Source organism: Erythrobacter sp. (assembly GCF_039988855.1).
Taxonomy (GTDB): Bacteria; Pseudomonadota; Alphaproteobacteria; order Sphingomonadales; family Sphingomonadaceae; genus Erythrobacter.
Genome location: NZ_JBDXIY010000015.1, coordinates 829,611 through 849,471 on the forward strand (window position 1 = coordinate 829,611; position 19,861 = coordinate 849,471).

Genomic DNA, 19,861 nt, shown 5'->3' on the forward strand with positions numbered 1-19,861 from the left:
CCCATGCGCCCAGACATTCTCAATCCCCTATTTGCAGAAAGCCAGACGCTGGACGGCGTTGGGCCAAAGCTTGCCAAGCCATTGGAGAAGCTGGGCCTGACGCGGGTGCGCGATCTGCTGTACCATCTGCCAGAAAGGTTCGTGACGCGGCGCGCGATTACCAATCTTGATGAAGCGGGTGAGGGCGAGCAGGTGATCGTCGCTCTTACGCCTACAGAGCACCGTGCGCCGTATAATCCGGGCCGTGGGCCCTTTCGCGTTCTGGCTCAGGATGAGATCGGGAATATTTGCGCTGTCACCTATTTTGGGCGCGCTTCCTATACTGGCAAGAAACAGCTTCCCGTGGGAGAGAAACGCTGGGTAGCAGGCCGCCTCGACCGATATGGCGATATGCTCCAGATCGTTCACCCCGACCATGTCGAGGAGACGAGCGATGCCAATATGGGCCGGATGACGGAGCCCATCTATCGCTTGTCCGAAGGGCTGACGCAGCCGCGCGTGGGTTCATTGGTGGAGCAATCGCTTTCCAAACTACCCGAGCTCTCCGAATGGATTGAGCCGGGACAGTTTGAGCGGGAAGGTTGGCCGTCATGGGCAGAGGCGGTGAAAGAGGCGCACAAGGGCCCGAATGAGCCAGCGCACAATCGTCTTGCCTATGATGAACTGCTCGCCAACAGCCTCGCGCTGCTTTTGGTGAAAGCGGAAGGGCGCAGGCGCAAGGGACAGGCGCTTGCGGGCGATGGCCGCTTTAGGGCGAAACTCGAATTGCCGTTTGAAATGACCGGGGCGCAGAAACGCTCTGTCACCGAAATCGAGGGCGATCTCCAGCAAGAGGCCCCGATGCTGCGCCTGCTGCAAGGCGATGTGGGGGCGGGTAAGACAGTTGTGGCCCTCAACGCCATGCTGATCGCCAATGAGGCAGGCAAGCAGGCGGCGCTTTTGGCTCCCACCGAAATCCTCGCGCGCCAGCATTTCGAGACCCTTCGCAAAATGGCCGCGCCTTGCGGTGTTGAGGTTGCGCTTCTCACGGGCCGGGCCAAGGGACGCGAGCGTGAGGGCGTTTTGATAAGCCTTTTACAGGGTGATATAGACATTCTGGTGGGCACCCATGCTATCTTTCAGGATAGCGTGACCTATAACGACTTGGGGCTGGTCGTGATTGATGAACAGCACCGCTTTGGCGTGGCTCAGCGTCTGGCACTTGCTGGCAAGGGTAAGCGCGCACCCCATACCCTTGCCATGACCGCAACACCCATCCCGCGCAGTTTAACGCTTGCCCAATATGGTGAGATGGATGTGAGCCGCTTAGATGAACTGCCGCCGGGCCGCCAAGCGATTGATACACTGGTCTTCCCGCAAAGCCGATTGGAAGAAATGGTCGCTGCTGTGGGCCGACATCTTGCTGGCGGGCAGCAAGCCTATTGGGTTTGCCCTATGGTCCGCGACGCCAATGGTTTCGGGGAAGTGACCGACATCGCCGCAGCCGAAGCGCGCTATGCGGCATTGGCCGAGCACTTCGGCGATCAAGTGGTTATGGTTCACGGACAGCTTCATCCCGATATCAAAGATGCGAGCATGCAAGCGTTTGCGAGCGGCAAGGCGAAGCTCCTCATCGCAACCACCGTCATTGAGGTCGGCGTCGATGTGCCCAGCGCTACGCTTATGGTGATTGAGCAAGCGGAACGCTTTGGCCTTGCGCAGCTGCACCAATTGCGCGGACGCGTGGGGCGGGGATCAGAGAAGAGCCGCTGCGTACTTCTTCGCGGGGATGAACTCTCCGAGAATGGTAAGAAACGCCTCACCTATGTGAAGGAATCGCAAGACGGCTTTTACCTCTCGGAAAAAGACCTTGAGCTGCGCGGCGGCGGTGAATTGCTGGGCACGCGACAATCAGGAGAGGCGGCTTTCCGGATTGCTGATTTGGAGCAAGTGCAAAAACTCCTCCCCGCGGCGCACGCCGATGCGCGCCTCTTAATGGAGCGTGATGGGGGCCTTACGTCTGAGCGAGGAGAAGCTGCGCGCATATTGCTCTATTTGTTTGAGCGCGATTGGGGTGTGCAGCTTTTAAGAGGGGGATAAGCAGTGTTTAGGCATGATCCGATTTGCGATTGCCCGCTAACACATCTGGACTATCCTCCAAGGCCCGCATTTTGGTGCGTCAGCTTTGCGACCAATTCGTCAACGGCTTCGCCAATTTCGTTCCAGCATTCCTGAAACTCGCTTTCGTCACCGTAGTACGGATCAGCAATTGAATCGCCACTGCGATGGTCCAATACGTCGAGCAGAAGGGACACTTGAGCCGTATGATTTCGAGGAGCCTTTGACCTAATGCCGGCGAGGTTTGCCTTGTCCAGGGCGAAGATATGCGTGAATTCATCGAAATCTGAATCGGCCAATTGCCGTCCACAGGCGCCCAAGATGTCGACGCCGTTTTGATGAGCGACGTCGATCGCACGCGGGTCAGGTGTATCGCCAATATGATAAGATGCAGTTCCAGCGGAATCCGTACGCACATTCAATCCTGCCTTTTGCGCCGCTGCGCGAAAGGCTCCTTCTGCCATTGGTGATCGGCAGATATTGCCAAGGCAGACGAAAAGTACCGAGTGTCTGTGATCATTTCCCTGTTGCATTGCTTAAAGCTACCAAGATGAGCGCAGCGCGCAACATGTAACCGTGCGGAATGTCGTAATCATTGGTCTATTTTGACCGGCTCCATGCGAGGCTGCGGCGCTATTCCTTCTTTGGGTTTGGGTCCGCCGCGATGACGGTTGCTTTGGACGTTGCCTCGGTCAACCAAATGTGCGCCGATTTGGTGGTTTGAGTTTACAATCACCCATGAATGGGTGTTAAGCGAAAGAACAACCAAAACCCCATTGAAGGAGCCGCCATGCTGGCCCGTTTCGTTGCTGCATTTTCGTTGCTTATTGCCTCTACCCCCGCCTTTGCTGAACCAGTTAGCTATTTTCAGGTTGAAGGCGTCACCTATAACGAAACGGTTGCCGCATATGAAGACCACGCAGGTTATGAAGTAGGCGAAAGGCCTGTGCGCCTTGGCGAGATGATCCCATATTTGCGGGGACTTGCGGCCAATTCAGATCGGATCGTTGTGGAGACTCTCGGCTATTCGCATGAACGCCGCCCGATAATTTCCTTCATCGTTACCAGCCCAGAAAATCACGCCAATTTAGAGAGCATCCGCCAAACCCACTTGGCCCGCCTTGAAGGCCGCGCCGCGCCGGGGTCTGCGCCGATGGTGTTGTGGATGAATTTCGGTGTTCACGGCGCAGAGACATCGGGGATGGAGGCCTCCGTTCCTGTACTGTACCATTTCGCAGCAGCCCAGGGCGCCGAAGTGGAAGCGATGCTGGATAACACGGTGCTGATATTCACCGTACCGTTCAATCCCGATGGCCACACGCGGCGGATCGATCATGTCGATACCTTTTGGTCTTACTCCGACAATTCCGACCCGAACGATGAAGCGCATGACCTTTGGGTGGAGGCGCGAACCAATCATTATTGGTTTGATTTGAACCGCCAATGGCTTTTGCTGACACAGCCCGAAGCACAGGCGTGGATCAAGCAATGGCACAAATGGAAGCCCATGTTGTCGGTTGACTATCACGAGATGGGGTCGAACTCGCCTTACTATTTCCACCCGGGAGAAGAGAAACGCAAAAACCCGTTGATCCCGGACCGCGCGCGCGAGCTGACGTACGGTATTGCCACGCGCCATGCGGCCTATCTCGACGCTGAAAAACATCTCTACACCACCGAAGAGCGCTTCGATAATTACTATATCGGCAAGGGCTCAACCTATCCCCAGGTGAACGGCTCGCTCGGAATTTTGTTCGAAGCAGGCGCAGCGCGGGGCGGGGCTATTCAAACGGAGCGCGGCCTTGTCAAAACTGCACAGAACGTACGGACTCAGTTCCGCACGGCTCTCACCAGCATTCAAGGCGCATTAGACCTTCGCAGCGAAATCACCGCTTATCAGCGCGACTTTTTTGCCGAAAATGCCAGAGCAGGCGGCGCGGGCGGCTGGGTGTTCACAGCTCAGGGCGATCCTGAACGCGCTGCACGCTTTGTTCGTTTGTTGAACATGCACGATATCGAGGTGAGCGCACTTGGCGCAGACTTCGCCGCAGATGGCGCAACATACAAAGCCGGTTCGAGCTACTTCGTTCCCATGTCTCAGACCAACAACCGGATGATCCGGGGCATTTTTGAGCGGGTGACAGAGTTTGAAGAGAACATCTTCTACGATGTTTCCGGTTGGACACTGCCGCTTGCCTATGACCTTGATTATACACGTGTCAGCCGTTCGCCTTCGGTGGCAGAGCGGGCACAGGGTCAGTTTCAAAGCGCAGCTGCGCCGGCGCGCGCGCCTTACGGATATGTGTTTGATTGGTCGCACACTTTTGCGCCGCGGGCGTTGAACCGCATCCTGTCCAAAGACATCATGGCAAGGGCCGCGATGGAAGAAACGGTTGTGCGTACGCAATCGGGAAATGTCGAACTGGGGCGCGGTGCGATTTTTGTCCCGCTTGACCGGCAAGAAGCGTCCGAGGAAACAATCCACCAAGTGATGCAAACCATCGCATTGGAAGACGGTGTGCCTGTTCATGCTGCGGTTTCGGGGCTTACCCCCGTGCCGGGACGCGACCTTGGCGCTGCCAACATATTCCGTGCACTGGAAGAACCGCGCATCGTGCTCGCCTACGGTGACGGCCTTGATTACTATGACGCAGGCGAAATGTGGTGGACTTTGGACCACGGGCAAAAAATGCCGGTGACTTTGGTGAGCAAAGACCGGCTTGGCCGGATTGATTGGAACCAATACACGCACCTTATCTTAGTTGGAGGCAATGCGTCATTACCCGCGCCCGTCACTGAAGGATTGAAACTCTGGATCAATGGCGGCGGAACTCTCATCGCGACGCGCAGCGCCAGCCTTTGGGCTGAGGAGCATATCCTTGGCCGCGAGAAGGAAGATGAGGAGGCAGACTCCGAAGAGGGCGAGGTCCCTCAGCGCCTGAATTTCGACGAGTTGGGTGTTCGCGATGCTGAACATGTGATCGGCGGGGCGATCTTTGCGAGCGATCTTGATACTTCGCATCCGCTGGGCTTTGGTTTTTCCGACCGCGCTTTGCCGGTTCACCGTAATGTGACTTTTACTTTGCAGCGTCCGGAAGAGAACCCTTACGCCGTGCCGGTGCAATATACGTCAGACCCGCTTCTTTCAGGTTACGCGTCTGAACGCCGCCAAGAAGAAATCGCCGGGACCCCTTCTGTGGTTGCAGAGCGCAAAGGGCGGGGCACTGTGATCCTTATGGCGGACAATCCTGTCTTTCGCGGCACATTTCCAGGCACAGAGAAGCTCTTGATGAACTCGCTGTTCTTCTCACGACTGATCGACGCACCGCGTGGAGACTATGCCGAACAAGGTGGCCACCAGCACAATTAGGCGCGAACCTTCGCATTTTGCGCTGCGAGGTGTGGATAGCCAAGGTGGCAAGTGGTCAATTCGCTCCTATAGATTGCGTTATGGCTACCCAAACGATTCCATCCTCGCCGCCCCATCCTGAACAGCAATATCTCGGTCTGATGCGGGATATTTGGGAACGTGGCAGTGAGCGCGTCGATCGAACCGGTATTGGCACACGTTCAATCCCCGGTGCGATGCTGCGTTTTGATCTGGCAAACGGCGCAATGCCGCTCCTCACTACAAAGCGCGTTTATTGGAAAACTGCCACGCGTGAGATGCTGTGGTTCCTTACTGGAGAGACCAATATCCGCCCGCTGGTGCTGCAAGGGGTAAAGATCTGGAACGAGTGGCCCCATGCTCGATATGTGAAGGAAACGGGCGAGGATATCTCGCTCGAGACCTTTGTAGAACGGATCGCGGATGATGAGGGCTTTGCTGACAAGTGGGGCGATCTTGGCCCCGTTTATGGCAAGCAATGGGTCGATTGGCCAACCTACCAGCGCCGCGAAGACGGTTTGTTTGAACAAGGCGCAGGTATCAATCAGGTCGCTGATGTGGTGGAATCCTTGCGCAATAACCCCGGAAGCCGCCGTCATATTATCGAAGGTTGGAACGTGGCAGAGGTCGATCAAATGGCGCTGCCGCCGTGCCATAAAACCTATCAGTTCCATGTGGCGGATGGGCGGTTGAACTGCCTCTTGTATCAACGCTCGTGCGATGTCGCCTTGGGCCTCCCATTTAACCTGTGGTCAGCGGCGCTTTTGAACCGGATGTTGGCGCAGCAAGCGGGGCTTGAACCGGGTGAACTCATTTGGATGGGCGGGGACGTGCATCTCTACCTCAATCACGCGCATTTGATTGATGAACAATTGAGTCGCACGCCTTCTGGAAACCCGACGCTGGAAATCACTAGAAAGCCTGAAACAATTTTCGATTACAAAATCGAGGACTTTGTAGTGCATGATTACGCGCCTCTGCCTCCAATCAAGGCTCCTGTTGCGGTTTGATTTGCATCGCTTGACCGCCGTAAAACGCCACCATACTCCCGCTCTCACACGCTTTTTCTGGGAGAGCAGACATGGCCGATCAGGCCTCCAACCGCCCCGCGCTTGCCTTGCACGTACCCGAGCCCAAGTCGCGGCCCGGTGATCCGGTTGATTTTAGCGAAGTTCATCTTCCCAAGGCTGGCGAGCAAGCTCGGCCGGACGAAGGCAGCAAGCCTGAAGATATGAAAGACTTTGCCTATGATCTCGTCCGTGTTCTGGGCGAGGACAATAAGGCGCATGGGCCATGGGACCCAAAGCTTGATCCCGATACCCTGCGCACGATGCTCGGCCATATGGCAATGGTTCGTGCTTTCGATGAACGCATGTTTCGCGGACAGCGTCAGGGTAAAACCTCATTCTACATGAAATGCACCGGGGAGGAGGCGACCAGCGTTGCCTCGTCCATGGCTCTGGCCTCCGATGACATGGTTTTCCCAAGCTATCGCCAGCAGGGCATTTTGATCGTGCGTGGTTATCCGCTGATCGAGATGATCAACCAGATCTATTCGAACGCCGGCGATAAGCTCAAAGGCCGCCAGCTGCCAATCATGTATTCAAGCCGCGAGCACAGCTTTTTCTCAATCTCCGGCAACTTGGCCACCCAAACCCCGCAAGCCGTTGGCTGGGCCATGGCAAGCGCGATTAAGGGCGACAGCCGGATTGCCGCCACATGGGTGGGCGAGGGCTCAACGGCGGAAGGCGACTTCCACTCCGCGTGTACTTTTGCCAGCGTTTACAACGCGCCGGTGATTTTGAATGTGGTGAACAATCAATGGGCGATTTCCAGCTTTAGCGGCTTTGCTGGCGCAGAACGCACCACCTTCGCCGCGCGCGCTTTGGGTTATGGCATCGCCGGGCTGCGCGTGGATGGGAACGATGCGCTCGCATGCTTTGCAGCGCAGCAATGGGCAGCAAACCGGGCGAGGGCGAACCAAGGTCCAACCTTGATCGAATATTTCACTTACCGCGCCGAAGGGCATTCAACCTCGGATGATCCATTGGGTTATCGCAGTGCGCAAGAGCGCGAGGAATGGCCGCTGGGCGATCCAGTGATGCGCCTCAAAAACCACCTGATCACCATAGGTGAGTGGGATGAAGACCGCCAAAAAGCGATGGATCTGGCCGCGGCTGAAGAGGTGAAGGCGACCACAAAGCAGGCGGAAAAGAACGGTATTTTGGGCCACGGTCTTCACCATCCGTTCCACACTATGTTCGAAGATGTGTTCGAAGAACTGCCGTGGCACCTCCAAGAACAAGCCGCACAGGCGACGCGCGAGCGAAAGATCAAATGGCCTGACCATCACCCCAAAGATGGAGCGGGCAAATGAACGCGCAGAGCAAAGATATGACTGACGCACCTGCAACCGCCGCAAGACGCATCAATATGATCGAGGCAATCAACGAAGCGCTCGACACAATGCTGGCGCGCGATCCCGATGTGATCGTGATGGGCGAAGATGTTGGCTATTTCGGCGGCGTCTTCCGCTGCACGGCGGGTCTTCAGGAAAAGCATGGTAAAACCCGTGTTTTCGACACTCCGATCAGCGAATGCGGCATCATTGGTGTGGCTGTTGGTATGGGAGCTTATGGCCTTCGCCCTGTCCCGGAAATCCAGTTTGCGGATTATATCTACCCTGGCATTGACCAGCTTATTAGCGAAGCGGCGCGCCTGCGTTATCGTTCGGCGACTGAATATATCGCGCCCATGACGGTGCGTTCGCCCTTTGGCGGCGGGATTTTTGGAGGGCAAACCCACTCGCAGTCACCTGAAAGCATGTTCACTCATGTCGCAGGGCTTAAGACAGTAATCCCATCGACGCCATATGATGCAAAAGGGCTGCTGATTTCAGCCATCGAAGACAATGATCCGGTGATCTTCTTCGAACCGAAGCGCATCTATAACGGCCCCTTCACGGGGTTCTACGACAAGCCCGTTGAACCTTGGAAAAAACACGATGCGAGCGAAGTGCCAGAGGGGTATTACAAGATACCACTGGGCAAGGCGCGCAATGTGCAAGAAGGTGAGGCTTTGACCATTCTGGCCTATGGGACCATGGTCCACGTCGCCGAAGCGGTGGCGCAAGAGAAGGGCGTGGACGCGGACATCCTCGACCTTCGCACGCTTGTCCCGCTTGATATCGAAGCGATTGAGGCATCGGTTAAAAAGACCGGGCGTTGCCTCATCGTACACGAAGCCACCCGCACCAGCGGCTTTGGCGCGGAACTATCCGCACTGGTGACAGAACGCTGTTTCTATCATCTCGAAGCGCCCGTTGAACGGGTAACCGGCTTCGACACACCCTATCCCCACAGTCTCGAATGGGCCTATTTCCCCGGTCCTGTTCGGATTGGCGAGGCAATCGACAAGATACTGAAAGACTGAGCGCATTATGGCAAAGTTTACATTCAACATGCCCGATGTGGGCGAGGGCGTCGCAGAAGCTGAGATCGTCGAATGGATGGTCAAGGTTGGCGATACTGTTTCTGAAGATCAGCACCTTGTCGACGTCATGACGGATAAGGCAACGATCGACATTGAAAGCCCGGTTGATGGCACCGTGACCGAGGTCGCTGGCGAAGTTGGTGATGTGGTCGCGGTTGGTTCAATGCTGCTCGTGGTTGAGATCGAGGGTGAGGATGCGCCAGAGGCCGAGGAGGAGGCTTCTCCTGCTCCGACACCAACACCAACGCCCGAACCAACACCTGAACCTAAGGCCCAACCTGCTCCAGCTGAAGCGCCAATCGAGGCAGCTGTTGAGGCGTCTTCGGGGGCAAAGGTCCTCGCAAGCCCGGCTGTGCGCCAACGTGCCCGCGATCTTGGCATTGACCTTGGCGAGGTAAAACCGGCGAGTGATGGCCGTGTGCGCCATGCCGATCTTGATCAATTCCTTGCCTACAATGCGGGCGCAGGCTTCTCTCCTGCAGGTGCAAAGCGCGAAGACGAGGCGATCAAAGTCATCGGCCTTCGCAAACGCATCGCCGCCAATATGAGCGCCGCCAAGCGCAACATCCCGCACTTTACCTATGTTGAAGAATGCGATGTGACGGACTTGGAAGCCATGCGTTCGGACCTCAATAGTGCGCGGGGCAGCAAGCCCAAGCTCACTATGATGCCGCTTCTGATTACGGCCTTTTGCAAGGTGCTTCCCAGCTATCCGATGATCAACGCGCGCTTCGATGATGAAGCCGGTGTTGTGACCCGCCATGGCTCGGTTCACCTTGGTATGGCGACGCAGACAGGCAATGGCCTGATGGTTCCGGTCATTCGCGATGCGCAAAGCCGCAATTTGTGGCAGCTGGCTTCTGAAATCACCCGTCTTGCCGGGGCCGCGCGTGATGGCTCGGCTAAGTCTGAGGAGCTTTCCGGCTCAACTCTCACGCTCACATCATTGGGGCCGCTTGGCGGGGTGGCGACCACTCCGGTCATCAATCGCCCTGAGGTTGCGATCATTGGCCCCAACCGGATTATCGAACGTCCGATGTTCGTATCCGATGGTATGGGCGGGGAGCGGATCGAGAAGCGCAAGCTTATGAATATCTCGATTTCCTGCGATCACCGCGTGGTCGATGGCTATGATGCAGCGAGCTTTATTCAGGAGGTGAAAACCTTGATCGAGACACCAGTTTTGCTGCTTTCAGACTAGCAGTTAAAAAAAGCGCATTTAGGTCAAAAGAGGGCGTTGACAGCCTTTCGAACGTGGCCTAGATGCGCGTCTCCCAAGAGGCGCTAGCCGCTTAAATGCGCGGGTGTAGCTCAGTTGGTTAGAGTATCGGCCTGTCACGCCGAGGGTCGCGAGTTCAAGTCTCGTCACTCGCGCCACTTGGGACATTTTCTTTAGGTATGAGCGATCATGATCCTCGCTGCGAAAGCAGTTCGAGGTTCGCCTCATGCTGTGCCTTGTCGATCTTATAGCGAGAGACAAAGTACAAGCCCGCCACATAGATCAGCAATAACGTTGGCGCGTAGAGCGCACCAAGCGACCACAATATGTCGTCGGCCACGGTGCCGGGCTCTGCTGCATCGGGGAATGCCACGGCAGATAGGATCAGCCCCGCTGCGAGCACGCCCAATCCTTGCGTGGATTTACGGGTGAAAGTGATTGCGGCGTAATAGACCCCTTCGTTGCGGCGCCCGGTCTTCACCTGGTTCGATTCCACAAGATCGGCGATCATCGCATAAGACACCGTCTGAACTGCGATGATAAAGGCCAGATCAAGCGTGTTGATCGCCACGATAAGCGGGAAGAGCAAAGGATCACCGTTTTCCGGCATCAATCCCGCCAGCCGGAGCAAATATGGCGCAGGTTGGACGGTGAACGCAAATAGGCCAAGGATGATCGTGGCGCGCTTTTTGCCCCACCGCTTCGTCGCCATGGGGGCAATCACAAAGGATATACCCGCCGACACAAACACCAGAGTAGTCCAGATGAATATCTGCCCTTCGCTAAATCCCCAAAAATGGTTGAGCATTAAGAATGCCAGACTTGCGCCCAATCCGGTGGCCACAGAAAATAAGACGGTCGCGGCAAACAGAGCAATGAAGCTGCGTTCGTTCAACGTTTCAAATATCTCTCCAAAGACGAGTTTTAGGCTGAATGGCTTTGTTCGCTTGGGCGGCACGGTAAGGGTCGGGATACGGTGATGGGTCCCGATGGTGGAAACCACAATTGCCGCGAACAATATGACTCCGGCGATAATGCCGTAAGTCTCAAAACCTGCCCGATCACGCAGACCAAGCGGGCCGGTTAGGATAAAGCCGAACATCAAAATGCTCATCATATTGCCGCCGCACCAGCCGAAGAAAATGCGGTACGATTGAAGGCTCGTGCGCTCATCATAATCGCGCGATAACTCTGGCAGCAGCGCAGTGGATGGCGTTTCGTAAAAGGTTATGAAGGTCCGGATCAGGACCGCCAGAATGGTGAGATAGAGGAACAATCCCAATTGCGAGAGTTCCGGCGGATTCCACAAAAGGAAATAGCTGAGCCCGACGGGGAGGGCGGCTGCATACATAAAGGGATGGCGCCTGCCCCAGCGTGATCGCAAATTGTCGGACCAATATCCCACCAAAGGGTCGGAAAAGGCATCGAACACCAAGGCGATCAGGATGGCGAGCCCAACAAGGCCGGGCTCCAACCCCACGACCGTTCCATAGAACAACAGCAGAAAGTAATCGAAACCGTTATTCTTGATCCCAAAGGCAGCCGCGCCAAAGCCGTGCGTGAGTTTCAGCAATACCGACGGCGGTGCAGGGGGGCTGGTTGCGGCGGGATTTTGCCCTGCCTGCGCGTTGTTTGCCATAAATGTCTCTCTCCAGTGAAAGAGGCTAAGCGCGTCCTTGCGCGCTGGCAATCAATGATTGTGAGAGGATGCGAAAAGCGAGGTCTAGGGCTCTAAGCGCCCCATTTGCCGGTTTCCATCCAGATGAGAAATCGCTTCAGCGGGAGTATCCAGATGACACCTAGGACGATGTAGACAATTGTTTGCACCCACCACGGCAATGCGCCCAAAATGTCAGCGAGATAGACCGCGATCAAGACACCATAGATTATCAACCCAAAAAACAGGCCGATAATGCCGACAGGAATTCTCCAAGTGGGGGTCTCGCGCATTAATCCAGTCCGTACATTCTTGTCGGTGTAATCACCGCATCCAATTTCACATCATGTGGCTCAATCGGCAATTCATCGCATAACTGCACGTCCCAGGCGAGGCCGATGGCCTTTGCCGGCGGATTTGCGGCAAGCCAACGGTCATAATGCCCGCCGCCTTGGCCCAATCGCTCTAACCTTTGCGTAAAACCGACCAGAGGCACGAAAAGCACGTCCGGTGAGATGAGTTCAGCATCTTGCGCGGGTTGGACAATTCCGAACGGACCTGGAGCGAGGTCTGTCTCGCTATGCGGATCGGTGTGCTCGCGAAATTCCATGCTTGCGCCTTCATTCGCGAAATGGGGAAGCGCGATGCGGTGCCCCGCCTCTTGGAAGAACCGGGCGTAAGCGTTTGTAGGCGCTTCAAATTCGGTGGCGTGGTACAGGCCGATTACGGCTCCACCATCAATCTTTGGCAGAAGGGGGCGAGGCGGCATGTTGAACAAAAGCCCGCGCACAATGTCAGGTTGTGCGGCCACATGTTCACGTCGGGCTTTGCGTAGAGATTTGCGAAGATCAGACTTAGTGATGGCGAGTATCCAAAAAACGGACGGAAGCCGCAGGGGCGACTGTCCTCATGTAGCGAAGCGATAGGGCAAAAGGGGCAACTGTCCTCATGTAGCGAAGCGATAGGGCAAAAGAAACGCCGACCGCAGCTTGTCTGCCCGTAAAGCGAGGATGCGCCTGCTGATGCGGGTGCGAAAGACAAAAAGTAGCGGAACCACCATGGGCCGGACCATGAAATCCACTGACGCGAAAACGTCAGGTGGGCGCCGTATACTCTAGACCCCAGGACGAACCCGTAATCTAAAGAAGGGACAGCTCCCTATGGATTGCTTATAGCCTCAGGGATGTTCGTTGGCTCGTGCCGGGCAGCCCCGCCGAGAGACTACTTAGGACGCCTTGGCCAACCCTTCAAGCTCAGTCGCAGTGGTCTCTGCGCGCAATGCCAAGGCTTCCAGTTTCTCAGCTAGCGCCTTGGTATGCGCCGCATTGTCTTCAGCGCTTCCAAACAAATCATGTTGGTGCCGTGCGTCTTCCTGCATTGCGGCGATTTCCGCCTTCAACTTTACCGCTTCCTTGCGTGAATGCTCTTCGGCCTTGCGCAAGGTTTCGATCTCTGCGTTGAGCTCGGCCTTACCCTTGCTTGCCTTCTCGATGTCCTGTTCGACTTCGGATTTTGCCTTGCGCGCGGCGTTGGTGATGTCGTCTTTTGCGCGGGCCAGTTCGGCATTCGCTTGTGCCAGTTCGGTGCGAGCATTGCCGACGTCTGTGCGCGCTTCGTCCAATTCATCGGCCATAAAAAGGGCAGCAAAAACCAAGTTCTCCGCCTCTTGTGCGGCACGAGCGCTCCCAAGTTTTGCGTAATTTTCGTCGATAAGCGCGCCAAATTTGCGCACCTTATCTTCGTCCGCCGGGTCACAGGCAATTTGGTAAGAACGTGGGCCGATCTGAATTTTGACCTTATTCACCCTCCAACTCCTCGATCAGTGTGTCCAATTCTCCAAGAGTATCAGCAACTTCTTCGCGAAGCTTCTCATGGGCATTAACAAGAGCCATAACTCGCGCTGAGCCGCCTGCGTGGGAGGGCGCGTCGGAGGGCGCGTCGGTTTTCTCTGAATTCTCAGTGGAAGACTTCAGGTCGAGCCGTGCCGCGTCAATACGCGCCATTGCAGCGGTTATCCGGGTCATAGCCTGATCGATACGTGTCGCGCTCATAGGGCGGAGATTTACCAAGTTTATGTCGGTTCGCAAAGCTTTGCTTGTTGCTGTTGATAAATGATCTCCAGATGGCAGCAATTATCAAGTCTTTGGGTAAGCGTGCGCGCCCGAGTGTTGACCTTGCAAGGTGGCTCAGCAATGGCCTTTCCACGCGGCAGTATATAGGGCGAATCGGCCCTTGCCTTGTCGTCAATGAAGTCGTGATAATCCAAGATTGCGTCCGCGAGGGTGCCCACGCAGGAGCCGAGCAAAATAATGACCATCGACCCAGCCCGCCTTCAACCAATGGCCAACGCCATCCGAGCTTTGTCGATGGACGCAGTGCAAGCTGCCAATTCTGGTCACCCAGGCATGCCCATGGGTATGGCTGATGCTGCGACCGTCTTGTTTGATCGGCATATGAAATTTGACGCAGGCCGTCCTGATTGGGCTGACCGCGACCGGTTTGTTCTTTCAGCGGGCCATGGGTCGATGCTGATCTATTCGCTTCTGAACCTTTCTGGATATGCGCGTCCGACAATGGACGAGATTGCCAACTTCCGCCAGCTGGGCAGCCCATGTGCTGGCCACCCTGAAAACTTCCTGCTTGATGGTGTTGAGTGCACCACCGGTCCTTTGGGACAGGGGCTTGCAATGGCCGTGGGCATGGCGATGGCTGAGCGGCATTTGAACGCGAAGTTTGGTGATGATCTGGTGGACCACCGCACTTGGGTGATTGCCGGCGACGGGTGCCTGATGGAAGGTATCAACCACGAGGCGATTGGTCTTGCTGGACACCTCAAGCTTGGTCAGATGAATGTCCTTTGGGATGACAATGCCATCACCATTGATGGCGGCACGGATATGTCGACCAGCGAAGATATCTGCGCCCGTTATGAAGCGACCGGTTGGCACGTCGTGAAATGCGATGGCCACGATTTTGCCAGCATTGATGCAGCGCTCGAGGCGGCGAAAGCTGACCCGCGCCCGTCCTTAGTGGCGTGTACGACGGTGATCGGCAAAGGCGCACCTAACAAGCAAGGCACCAGCGCCACCCACGGCGCGCCGCTTGGGCCTGATGAAATCAGCGCGGCGCGTGATGTTCTTGGTTGGGAAGCGGCGCCATTTAATGTGCCCGCCGAAATCGAAGCGAACTGGCGCAGCGTGGGCGCTAAGGGTGCTGAAGACAGCGCTGCATGGGATGCGCGTTTGGCAGCTTCCGCTCAAAAGCAAGCTTTCGAAGCGCAAATGGCAGGGCCTGCTGCGGGCGCAGATGCAGCGTTGCAAGGTTACATTCGCGCTCTTGCCGCAGAGCCAAAGAAGGTTGCGACCCGTAAGGCGTCCGAAATGGCGCTTGGCCCGCTGACTGAGCAGCTCCCGCAGCTTATCGGTGGCAGCGCTGACCTAACCGGGTCCAACAACACAAAAACACCATCGACCGCGCCGTTTACGCCCGAAGATTACGCGGGCCGTTATGTCTATTACGGCATCCGTGAATTTGGCATGGCCGCCGCGATGAACGGCATGGCTCTGCACGGCGGCGTGACCCCTTATGGCGGCACGTTCCTGATCTTCTCCGATTATTGCCGCAATGCGATCCGCCTGTCGGCTTTGCAGCAGACGCAGGTGATCTATGTCATGACCCATGACAGCATCGGCCTTGGCGAAGATGGTCCAACCCACCAGCCGATTGAGCAGGTGATGAGCCTTCGCCTGATCCCGAACCTTATGACATTCCGCCCGTGTGACACGATTGAGACCGCGGAATGCTGGGCATTGGCGGTGAAATCAACGCAGACGCCTTCGGTTCTTGCGCTGACCCGCCAAGGCTTGCCGCAGCTTCGCGGTGAGGGCGATGAAACATGGACCGGCGCCGACAACCGCTGCGCTAAGGGCGGCTACCGGCTCCAATCGGCGAAGGCCGCGCGCAAAGTTGTACTGGTCGCAAGCGGCAGCGAGGTCGCGCTTGCAACTGATTGCGCCGCCCAGCTTGAAGCGCAGGGCATCGGTACCGACATTGTCTCTATGCCGTGCACCGAACTCTTTGATGCGCAAGACGCAGCATATAAAGCAGACGTTTTGCCATCAGACGCTTTGATCGTTTCGATCGAAGCAGGCGTTACCCAAGGGTGGGAGCGTTATACGGGCCTTAGCGGGCTCAACATCGGCATCGACCGTTTCGGAGCCTCCGCGCCGGCCGGTCAGCTGTTCGAGAAATTCGGCCTCACCCCGGAGGCGATTGTTCCACAAATCCTCAAGAAATTGAGCAAGTAAGCAGGAAACCCTCACAATGACGACTAAGGTTGCAATTAACGGTTTTGGCCGCATCGGCCGTCTTGTCGCCCGCGCCATCCTTGAGCGCAGCGATGATGATATGGAGCTGGTCTCGATCAACGATCTGGCCGACACCAAATCAAACGCTCTTTTGTTCCAATATGATTCAACCCATGGCCGTTTCCCCGGCACGGTCGAAGTCGAAGAAGGCGCGATTGTCGTGAACGGCAACCGTATCGCTGTGACGTCTGAGCGTGACCCAGCCAACTTGCCGCATGGCGAACAGGGCGTGGACATTGTTCTGGAATGCACCGGCTTCTTCCAAAGCGACGAAGCATGCCGTCCGCACCTTGCTGCTGGCGCGAAACGCGTTCTGATCTCAGCCCCTGCGAAAGGCGTATCGGCAACCGTCGTATACGGCGTGAACCACGATGTTCTGACCGCAGAAGACGTAATCGTTTCGAACGCAAGCTGCACCACCAACTGCCTGTCGCCAATTGCCAAAGTGCTGAACGACACGGTCGGGATTGAGCGCGGCTTTATGACCACGGTTCACTCCTACACCAACGATCAGCGTATGCTGGACCAGATGCACGGTGATATGCGCCGGGCACGCGGCGGGGCTCAGAACATGATCCCAACCACTACTGGTGCTGCACGCGCTGTTGGTTTGGTTCTGCCTGAGCTTGCTGGTAAGCTCGACGGCTCTTCAATCCGCGTGCCAACACCGAACGTCAGCCTGGTTGACCTTGTGTTCCAACCGGGCCGCGACACCACGGCTGAGGAACTCAACGCTGCGCTTAAAGCGGCAGCCGATGGTCCGATGAAGGGTGTGCTTGATTTCACCACCGATCCGCTGGTGAGCTCAGACTTCAACCACCACCCGGCAAGCTCGACTGTGGACAGCCTTGAGACCAGCGTGATGGAAGGCAAGCTTGCCCGCGTGGTCAGCTGGTACGACAATGAATGGGGCTTCTCCAACCGCATGATCGACACCGCTAAGGTGATGGCGACGTTCCTTTAATTAGGTGCGCCCAATTCGATGAATATTACGGAATTGCATCCAGAATACCTTGGTGACCTCGCGCGCCAGTTTGGGTTTCTGGGTGCATTCCTTGGCGGTGTTTCGGCGACGCTTTTTGTGACACTCTTGACGCTGGCTAAGCCTTCGAACGTTGTGCGCTGGGCAATCGGGCTTGCCGCCGTGGGCGCCTGCTCATTCATCGTTACCGCTTATATGAGCGTTGGAGTGGTTGCGAACAGTCACCCCAATGCACCGCCCGAAATGGCAGGCAGTTCAATCGTGGCAATACAGGTTTTGATGTCTGCAAGCTTTGGGATTGGATCGCTGGCGTTGCTTGGGGCAATCGGTGTAAGCGGTTGGTCGCGTTCCAAAACGCTTGGCATAACAACGACCACGGTCGCCTTTCTTGGCGCCGTCCCGCTATTTTTAGATTTTGCATATTAGATTGACATAATTCAGTCGGAGCTCTCTTTTGATGTCTAAGTTCCAAACAATCGACGACTTAGGCGATGTGACCGGCAAGGTTGCGTTGGTCCGGGTCGATTTGAACCTTCCGATGAAGGATGGCTCTGCCACGGACCTAACCCGTGCTGAGGCGGTAAAGCCAACGATTCTTGAGCTAAGCAAAAAGGGCGCGAAAGTCCTATTGCTTGCCCACTTTGGCCGTCCTGGAGGCAAACGTTCCAGCGTGCTTTCGACCAGCATGGTTGTTGGCGATGTAGAGAATGTGCTGGGCAAAGAGATCATGTTCATCCCAGAGGTCTCTGGCCCAGTGGTTGAGCAAACTCTTGGTATCCTGCGCAATGGCGATATTGGCCTTTTGGAAAACACGCGGTTCTGGCCGGGTGAAGAGGCAAATGATGCCGGTTTTGCCAAGGACATTGCGGCCAGCGCCGATTTCTATGTGAATGATGCCTTTTCTGCCGCGCACCGGGCGCACGCAACCACCGAAGGCATCGCGCACATCCTGCCCGCCTATGCTGGCCGCGCGATGGAAAAGGAACTCAGGGCCCTCGATAGCGCGCTTGGCAATCCAGAGGCCCCCGTTGCCGCCGTCGTTGGCGGAGCGAAGGTATCGACCAAACTGGCTGTCCTCGAAAACCTTGTGGGCCGTGTCCAACACCTTATCATTGGTGGCGGCATGGCGAACACCTTCCTCGCTGCGCGCGGGGTCGATGTGGGCAAGAGCCTTTGCGAGCATGACCTTACCGATATCGCTTCCAAAATCATGGACGAAGCCGATCACGCTGGCTGCACCGTGCACCTGCCTTACGATGTTCTGGTTGCAAAGGAATTCGCGGCAAACCCTGCTTCTTTGCGCACATGCAATGTCCATGAAGTCGCAGAAGATGAGATGATCCTCGACATTGGTCCTCAGGCAACTGAGGCGCTGGCCGATGTACTCAAAACCTGCCGCACACTGGTATGGAACGGTCCATTGGGTGCGTTTGAAACGGAGCCCTTCGACACGGCAACCATGGCATTGGCCAATCATGTCGCCGCGTTAACCCTTGAAGAATCGCTGATCAGCGTTGCCGGGGGCGGGGATACGGTCGCTGCCGTTGCTCAAGCGGGCGTGACCGATGATGTGACCTATATCTCGACTGCAGGTGGTGCGTTCCTTGAATGGATGGAAGGTAAAGTCCTTCCCGGTGTTTCGGCGCTAGAAGGCTAAAATGAACAGGATTCAAGCCGAGCTCGAAGTCGATGAGACGCGCCTGATGCGTGCGTGGATGAATCGGGACCCGGACGAAGTGCGATCTATGATGGCGCGTGATTGTCTGATGATGTTTGGCACTCAACCGCCGGCATTGCTTGACCGGCCAAGCTTTCTAGCAGGGCTCGATCGAGGTCTTGTGTGCAAAGGCTTTCGTTTTCATGAGGCCAGTGCACGCAAATACGGCGCCAACGCTTGGTATTCGGCCCAGGTTGATTTGGAGCTTCAGGTCGGCGCAAACGATTGGTCCGGCACCTTTCTCCTGACCGATTTGTGGCGCCGCGCGAGAATTAGGCGCAATTGGCAGTTGGCTGAAAGGTCTGTTGCGCCGACGGACCCGAACAATAAGCTGTGCGATGCGATCCGTTCGCTGCAATTGTGGCGTTGAGATAAGGACGTGCTGCGATGACAGAACAAAAGACTGAATATGGCTATGGCAAAGCCGTCCGCTGCGAAGAGGGCGAGTTTGCTGGCTGGTATCATTGGAACCATGATCCATTCGAAACAGGCTCCGGACCGTTTTATATGCGCCGAGAGGACGATGGCACCTATCTGAGTGCCTTTCGGGCTGCGGAAAAACATATGAACGGTGGGGGCTCCATACATGGTGGATGCCTGATGACCTTCGCTGATTTTGCCTTATTCGCTATCGCGACCGATGAAATGGGTGAACAGATGGGGGTGACCATGAACCTATCGAGCGACTTTCTTGGAGGAGCGAAGGCCGGTGCATTGATGGAGGCACGCGGCGAAGTCACAAGAGGCGGGGGCAAGACCATATTTATTCGCGGGATGATCACCGCTGACGGCAAGCCCGCTCTCAGTTTTACAGGCATAATTCGGAAATTCTCAAAACGCTAACCACAAGGCCGGTTGCGAGCGGCAGTTGCTCTGGTTAAAGGGCTCGAGAAATTCACGCATACGATTGCATAGATGCGACATGCATAGAGGAATGAAGCG

Annotated in this window: 19 protein-coding genes and 1 tRNA gene; 13 read left to right on the plus strand and 7 right to left on the minus strand. The window is 56.2% G+C overall.

The window, feature by feature from the left end; translation table 11 throughout:
* Positions 1-3 precede the first annotated feature (3 nt).
* A complete protein-coding gene (recG, locus tag ABJ205_RS06850; RefSeq protein WP_348155339.1) occupies positions 4-2,079 on the plus strand; it encodes an ATP-dependent DNA helicase RecG in 2,076 nt (691 codons plus the stop codon).
* 50 nt (positions 2,080-2,129) lie between these two features.
* Here the strand turns inward: recG and ABJ205_RS06855 are convergent, their stop codons facing one another.
* Complete coding sequence (locus ABJ205_RS06855) at positions 2,130-2,630, minus strand: low molecular weight protein-tyrosine-phosphatase (protein ID WP_348155337.1); 501 nt, start codon at positions 2,628-2,630, stop codon at positions 2,130-2,132.
* Between the two features lie 257 nt (positions 2,631-2,887).
* Here ABJ205_RS06855 and ABJ205_RS06860 point away from each other — a divergent pair, with 257 nt between their 5' ends.
* From ABJ205_RS06860 to ABJ205_RS06885, 6 genes are all read left to right on the plus strand, one after another.
* Positions 2,888-5,467, plus strand: coding sequence for a M14 family zinc carboxypeptidase (locus ABJ205_RS06860; RefSeq protein WP_348155334.1), 2,580 nt, complete (start codon positions 2,888-2,890; stop codon positions 5,465-5,467).
* A gap of 80 nt (positions 5,468-5,547) precedes the next feature.
* Entirely contained in the window at positions 5,548-6,495 is a 948-nt protein-coding gene (thyA, locus tag ABJ205_RS06865) for a thymidylate synthase (protein ID WP_348155332.1), read from the plus strand.
* Positions 6,496-6,566: 71 nt separating this feature from the next.
* A complete protein-coding gene (locus ABJ205_RS06870) occupies positions 6,567-7,862 on the plus strand; it encodes a 3-methyl-2-oxobutanoate dehydrogenase (2-methylpropanoyl-transferring) subunit alpha (RefSeq protein WP_348155331.1) in 1,296 nt (431 codons plus the stop codon).
* Entirely contained in the window at positions 7,859-8,917 is a 1,059-nt protein-coding gene (locus ABJ205_RS06875) for an alpha-ketoacid dehydrogenase subunit beta (RefSeq protein WP_348155329.1), read from the plus strand. Before ABJ205_RS06870 ends, ABJ205_RS06875 begins: the two co-directional genes overlap by 4 nt.
* A 7-nt stretch (positions 8,918-8,924) precedes the next feature.
* Positions 8,925-10,178: a dihydrolipoamide acetyltransferase family protein gene (locus tag ABJ205_RS06880; protein WP_348155327.1), complete on the plus strand. Its 1,254-nt coding sequence runs from the start codon at positions 8,925-8,927 to the stop codon at positions 10,176-10,178.
* 99 nt (positions 10,179-10,277) lie between these two features.
* A tRNA-Asp gene (locus tag ABJ205_RS06885) sits at positions 10,278-10,354 on the plus strand.
* A gap of 29 nt (positions 10,355-10,383) precedes the next feature.
* On the opposite strand, the gene ABJ205_RS06890 is transcribed toward ABJ205_RS06885, so the two are convergent.
* The 6 genes from ABJ205_RS06890 to ABJ205_RS06915 form a co-directional block, all read right to left on the minus strand.
* Positions 10,384-11,835: an MFS transporter gene (locus ABJ205_RS06890; protein ID WP_348155326.1), complete on the minus strand. Its 1,452-nt coding sequence runs from the start codon at positions 11,833-11,835 to the stop codon at positions 10,384-10,386.
* Positions 11,836-11,927: 92 nt separating this feature from the next.
* A complete protein-coding gene (locus ABJ205_RS06895; RefSeq protein ID WP_348155323.1) occupies positions 11,928-12,146 on the minus strand; it encodes a DUF2842 domain-containing protein in 219 nt (72 codons plus the stop codon).
* The gene (locus ABJ205_RS06900) at positions 12,146-12,748 is read right to left on the minus strand and encodes a 5-formyltetrahydrofolate cyclo-ligase (RefSeq protein ID WP_348510040.1); all 603 of its coding nucleotides are present in this window, start codon (positions 12,746-12,748) and stop codon (positions 12,146-12,148) included. The genes ABJ205_RS06895 and ABJ205_RS06900 overlap by 1 nt, the downstream gene beginning before the upstream one ends.
* A 330-nt stretch (positions 12,749-13,078) precedes the next feature.
* The gene (gene zapA / locus ABJ205_RS06905; protein ID WP_348155321.1) at positions 13,079-13,657 is read right to left on the minus strand and encodes a cell division protein ZapA; all 579 of its coding nucleotides are present in this window, start codon (positions 13,655-13,657) and stop codon (positions 13,079-13,081) included.
* Positions 13,650-13,904 carry a hypothetical protein gene (locus ABJ205_RS06910; RefSeq protein WP_348155319.1) on the minus strand — a complete coding sequence of 85 codons (255 nt, stop codon included), beginning with the start codon at positions 13,902-13,904 and terminating at the stop codon, positions 13,650-13,652. Before ABJ205_RS06910 ends, zapA begins: the two co-directional genes overlap by 8 nt.
* Positions 13,905-13,924: 20 nt before the next feature.
* Positions 13,925-14,170, minus strand: a complete 246-nt coding sequence (locus tag ABJ205_RS06915; protein WP_348155317.1) for a hypothetical protein — start codon at positions 14,168-14,170, stop codon at positions 13,925-13,927.
* Between ABJ205_RS06915 and tkt the strand changes: the two genes are divergently transcribed.
* From tkt to ABJ205_RS06945, 6 genes are read left to right on the plus strand one after another with little or no spacing between them, the layout of a single operon-like run.
* Entirely contained in the window at positions 14,163-16,160 is a 1,998-nt protein-coding gene (gene tkt, locus ABJ205_RS06920) for a transketolase (protein ID WP_348510028.1), read from the plus strand. The two genes, ABJ205_RS06915 and tkt, sit on opposite strands and share 8 nt — an antisense overlap.
* Before the next feature lie 16 nt (positions 16,161-16,176).
* Positions 16,177-17,184 (plus strand): type I glyceraldehyde-3-phosphate dehydrogenase, encoded by a 1,008-nt coding sequence (gene gap, locus ABJ205_RS06925; protein WP_348155314.1) that lies wholly within the window; start codon positions 16,177-16,179, stop codon positions 17,182-17,184.
* 18 nt (positions 17,185-17,202) lie between these two features.
* Positions 17,203-17,628 carry a hypothetical protein gene (locus ABJ205_RS06930; RefSeq protein ID WP_348155313.1) on the plus strand — a complete coding sequence of 142 codons (426 nt, stop codon included), beginning with the start codon at positions 17,203-17,205 and terminating at the stop codon, positions 17,626-17,628.
* Between the two features lie 31 nt (positions 17,629-17,659).
* Entirely contained in the window at positions 17,660-18,859 is a 1,200-nt protein-coding gene (locus tag ABJ205_RS06935) for a phosphoglycerate kinase (protein WP_348155310.1), read from the plus strand.
* Between the two features lies 1 nt (position 18,860).
* Positions 18,861-19,289: a nuclear transport factor 2 family protein gene (locus ABJ205_RS06940; RefSeq protein ID WP_348155308.1), complete on the plus strand. Its 429-nt coding sequence runs from the start codon at positions 18,861-18,863 to the stop codon at positions 19,287-19,289.
* Positions 19,290-19,306: 17 nt separating this feature from the next.
* Positions 19,307-19,762, plus strand: a complete 456-nt coding sequence (locus ABJ205_RS06945) for a PaaI family thioesterase (RefSeq protein WP_348155307.1) — start codon at positions 19,307-19,309, stop codon at positions 19,760-19,762.
* Positions 19,763-19,861: the final 99 nt, after the last annotated feature.

Bases quoted from the DNA above. Each gene is read 5' to 3' on its own strand.
- gap (WP_348155314.1), top strand. From the start codon at position 16,177: ATGACGACTAAGGTTGCAATTAACGGTTTTGGCCGCATCGGCCGTCTT.
- recG (WP_348155339.1), top strand. From the start codon at position 4: ATGCGCCCAGACATTCTCAATCCCCTATTTGCAGAAAGCCAGACGCTG.
- thyA (WP_348155332.1), top strand. From the start codon at position 5,548: ATGGCTACCCAAACGATTCCATCCTCGCCGCCCCATCCTGAACAGCAA.
- ABJ205_RS06855 (WP_348155337.1), bottom strand. From the start codon at position 2,630: ATGCAACAGGGAAATGATCACAGACACTCGGTACTTTTCGTCTGCCTT.
- ABJ205_RS06880 (WP_348155327.1), top strand. From the start codon at position 8,925: ATGGCAAAGTTTACATTCAACATGCCCGATGTGGGCGAGGGCGTCGCA.
- ABJ205_RS06895 (WP_348155323.1), bottom strand. From the start codon at position 12,146: ATGCGCGAGACCCCCACTTGGAGAATTCCTGTCGGCATTATCGGCCTG.
- ABJ205_RS06870 (WP_348155331.1), top strand. From the start codon at position 6,567: ATGGCCGATCAGGCCTCCAACCGCCCCGCGCTTGCCTTGCACGTACCC.
- ABJ205_RS06935 (WP_348155310.1), top strand. From the start codon at position 17,660: ATGTCTAAGTTCCAAACAATCGACGACTTAGGCGATGTGACCGGCAAG.
- ABJ205_RS06875 (WP_348155329.1), top strand. From the start codon at position 7,859: ATGAACGCGCAGAGCAAAGATATGACTGACGCACCTGCAACCGCCGCA.
- ABJ205_RS06890 (WP_348155326.1), bottom strand. From the start codon at position 11,835: ATGGCAAACAACGCGCAGGCAGGGCAAAATCCCGCCGCAACCAGCCCC.
- ABJ205_RS06915 (WP_348155317.1), bottom strand. From the start codon at position 14,170: ATGGTCATTATTTTGCTCGGCTCCTGCGTGGGCACCCTCGCGGACGCA.
- ABJ205_RS06945 (WP_348155307.1), top strand. From the start codon at position 19,307: ATGACAGAACAAAAGACTGAATATGGCTATGGCAAAGCCGTCCGCTGC.
- ABJ205_RS06940 (WP_348155308.1), top strand. From the start codon at position 18,861: ATGAACAGGATTCAAGCCGAGCTCGAAGTCGATGAGACGCGCCTGATG.
- ABJ205_RS06930 (WP_348155313.1), top strand. From the start codon at position 17,203: ATGAATATTACGGAATTGCATCCAGAATACCTTGGTGACCTCGCGCGC.
- tkt (WP_348510028.1), top strand. From the start codon at position 14,163: ATGACCATCGACCCAGCCCGCCTTCAACCAATGGCCAACGCCATCCGA.
- ABJ205_RS06860 (WP_348155334.1), top strand. From the start codon at position 2,888: ATGCTGGCCCGTTTCGTTGCTGCATTTTCGTTGCTTATTGCCTCTACC.
- ABJ205_RS06910 (WP_348155319.1), bottom strand. From the start codon at position 13,904: ATGAGCGCGACACGTATCGATCAGGCTATGACCCGGATAACCGCTGCA.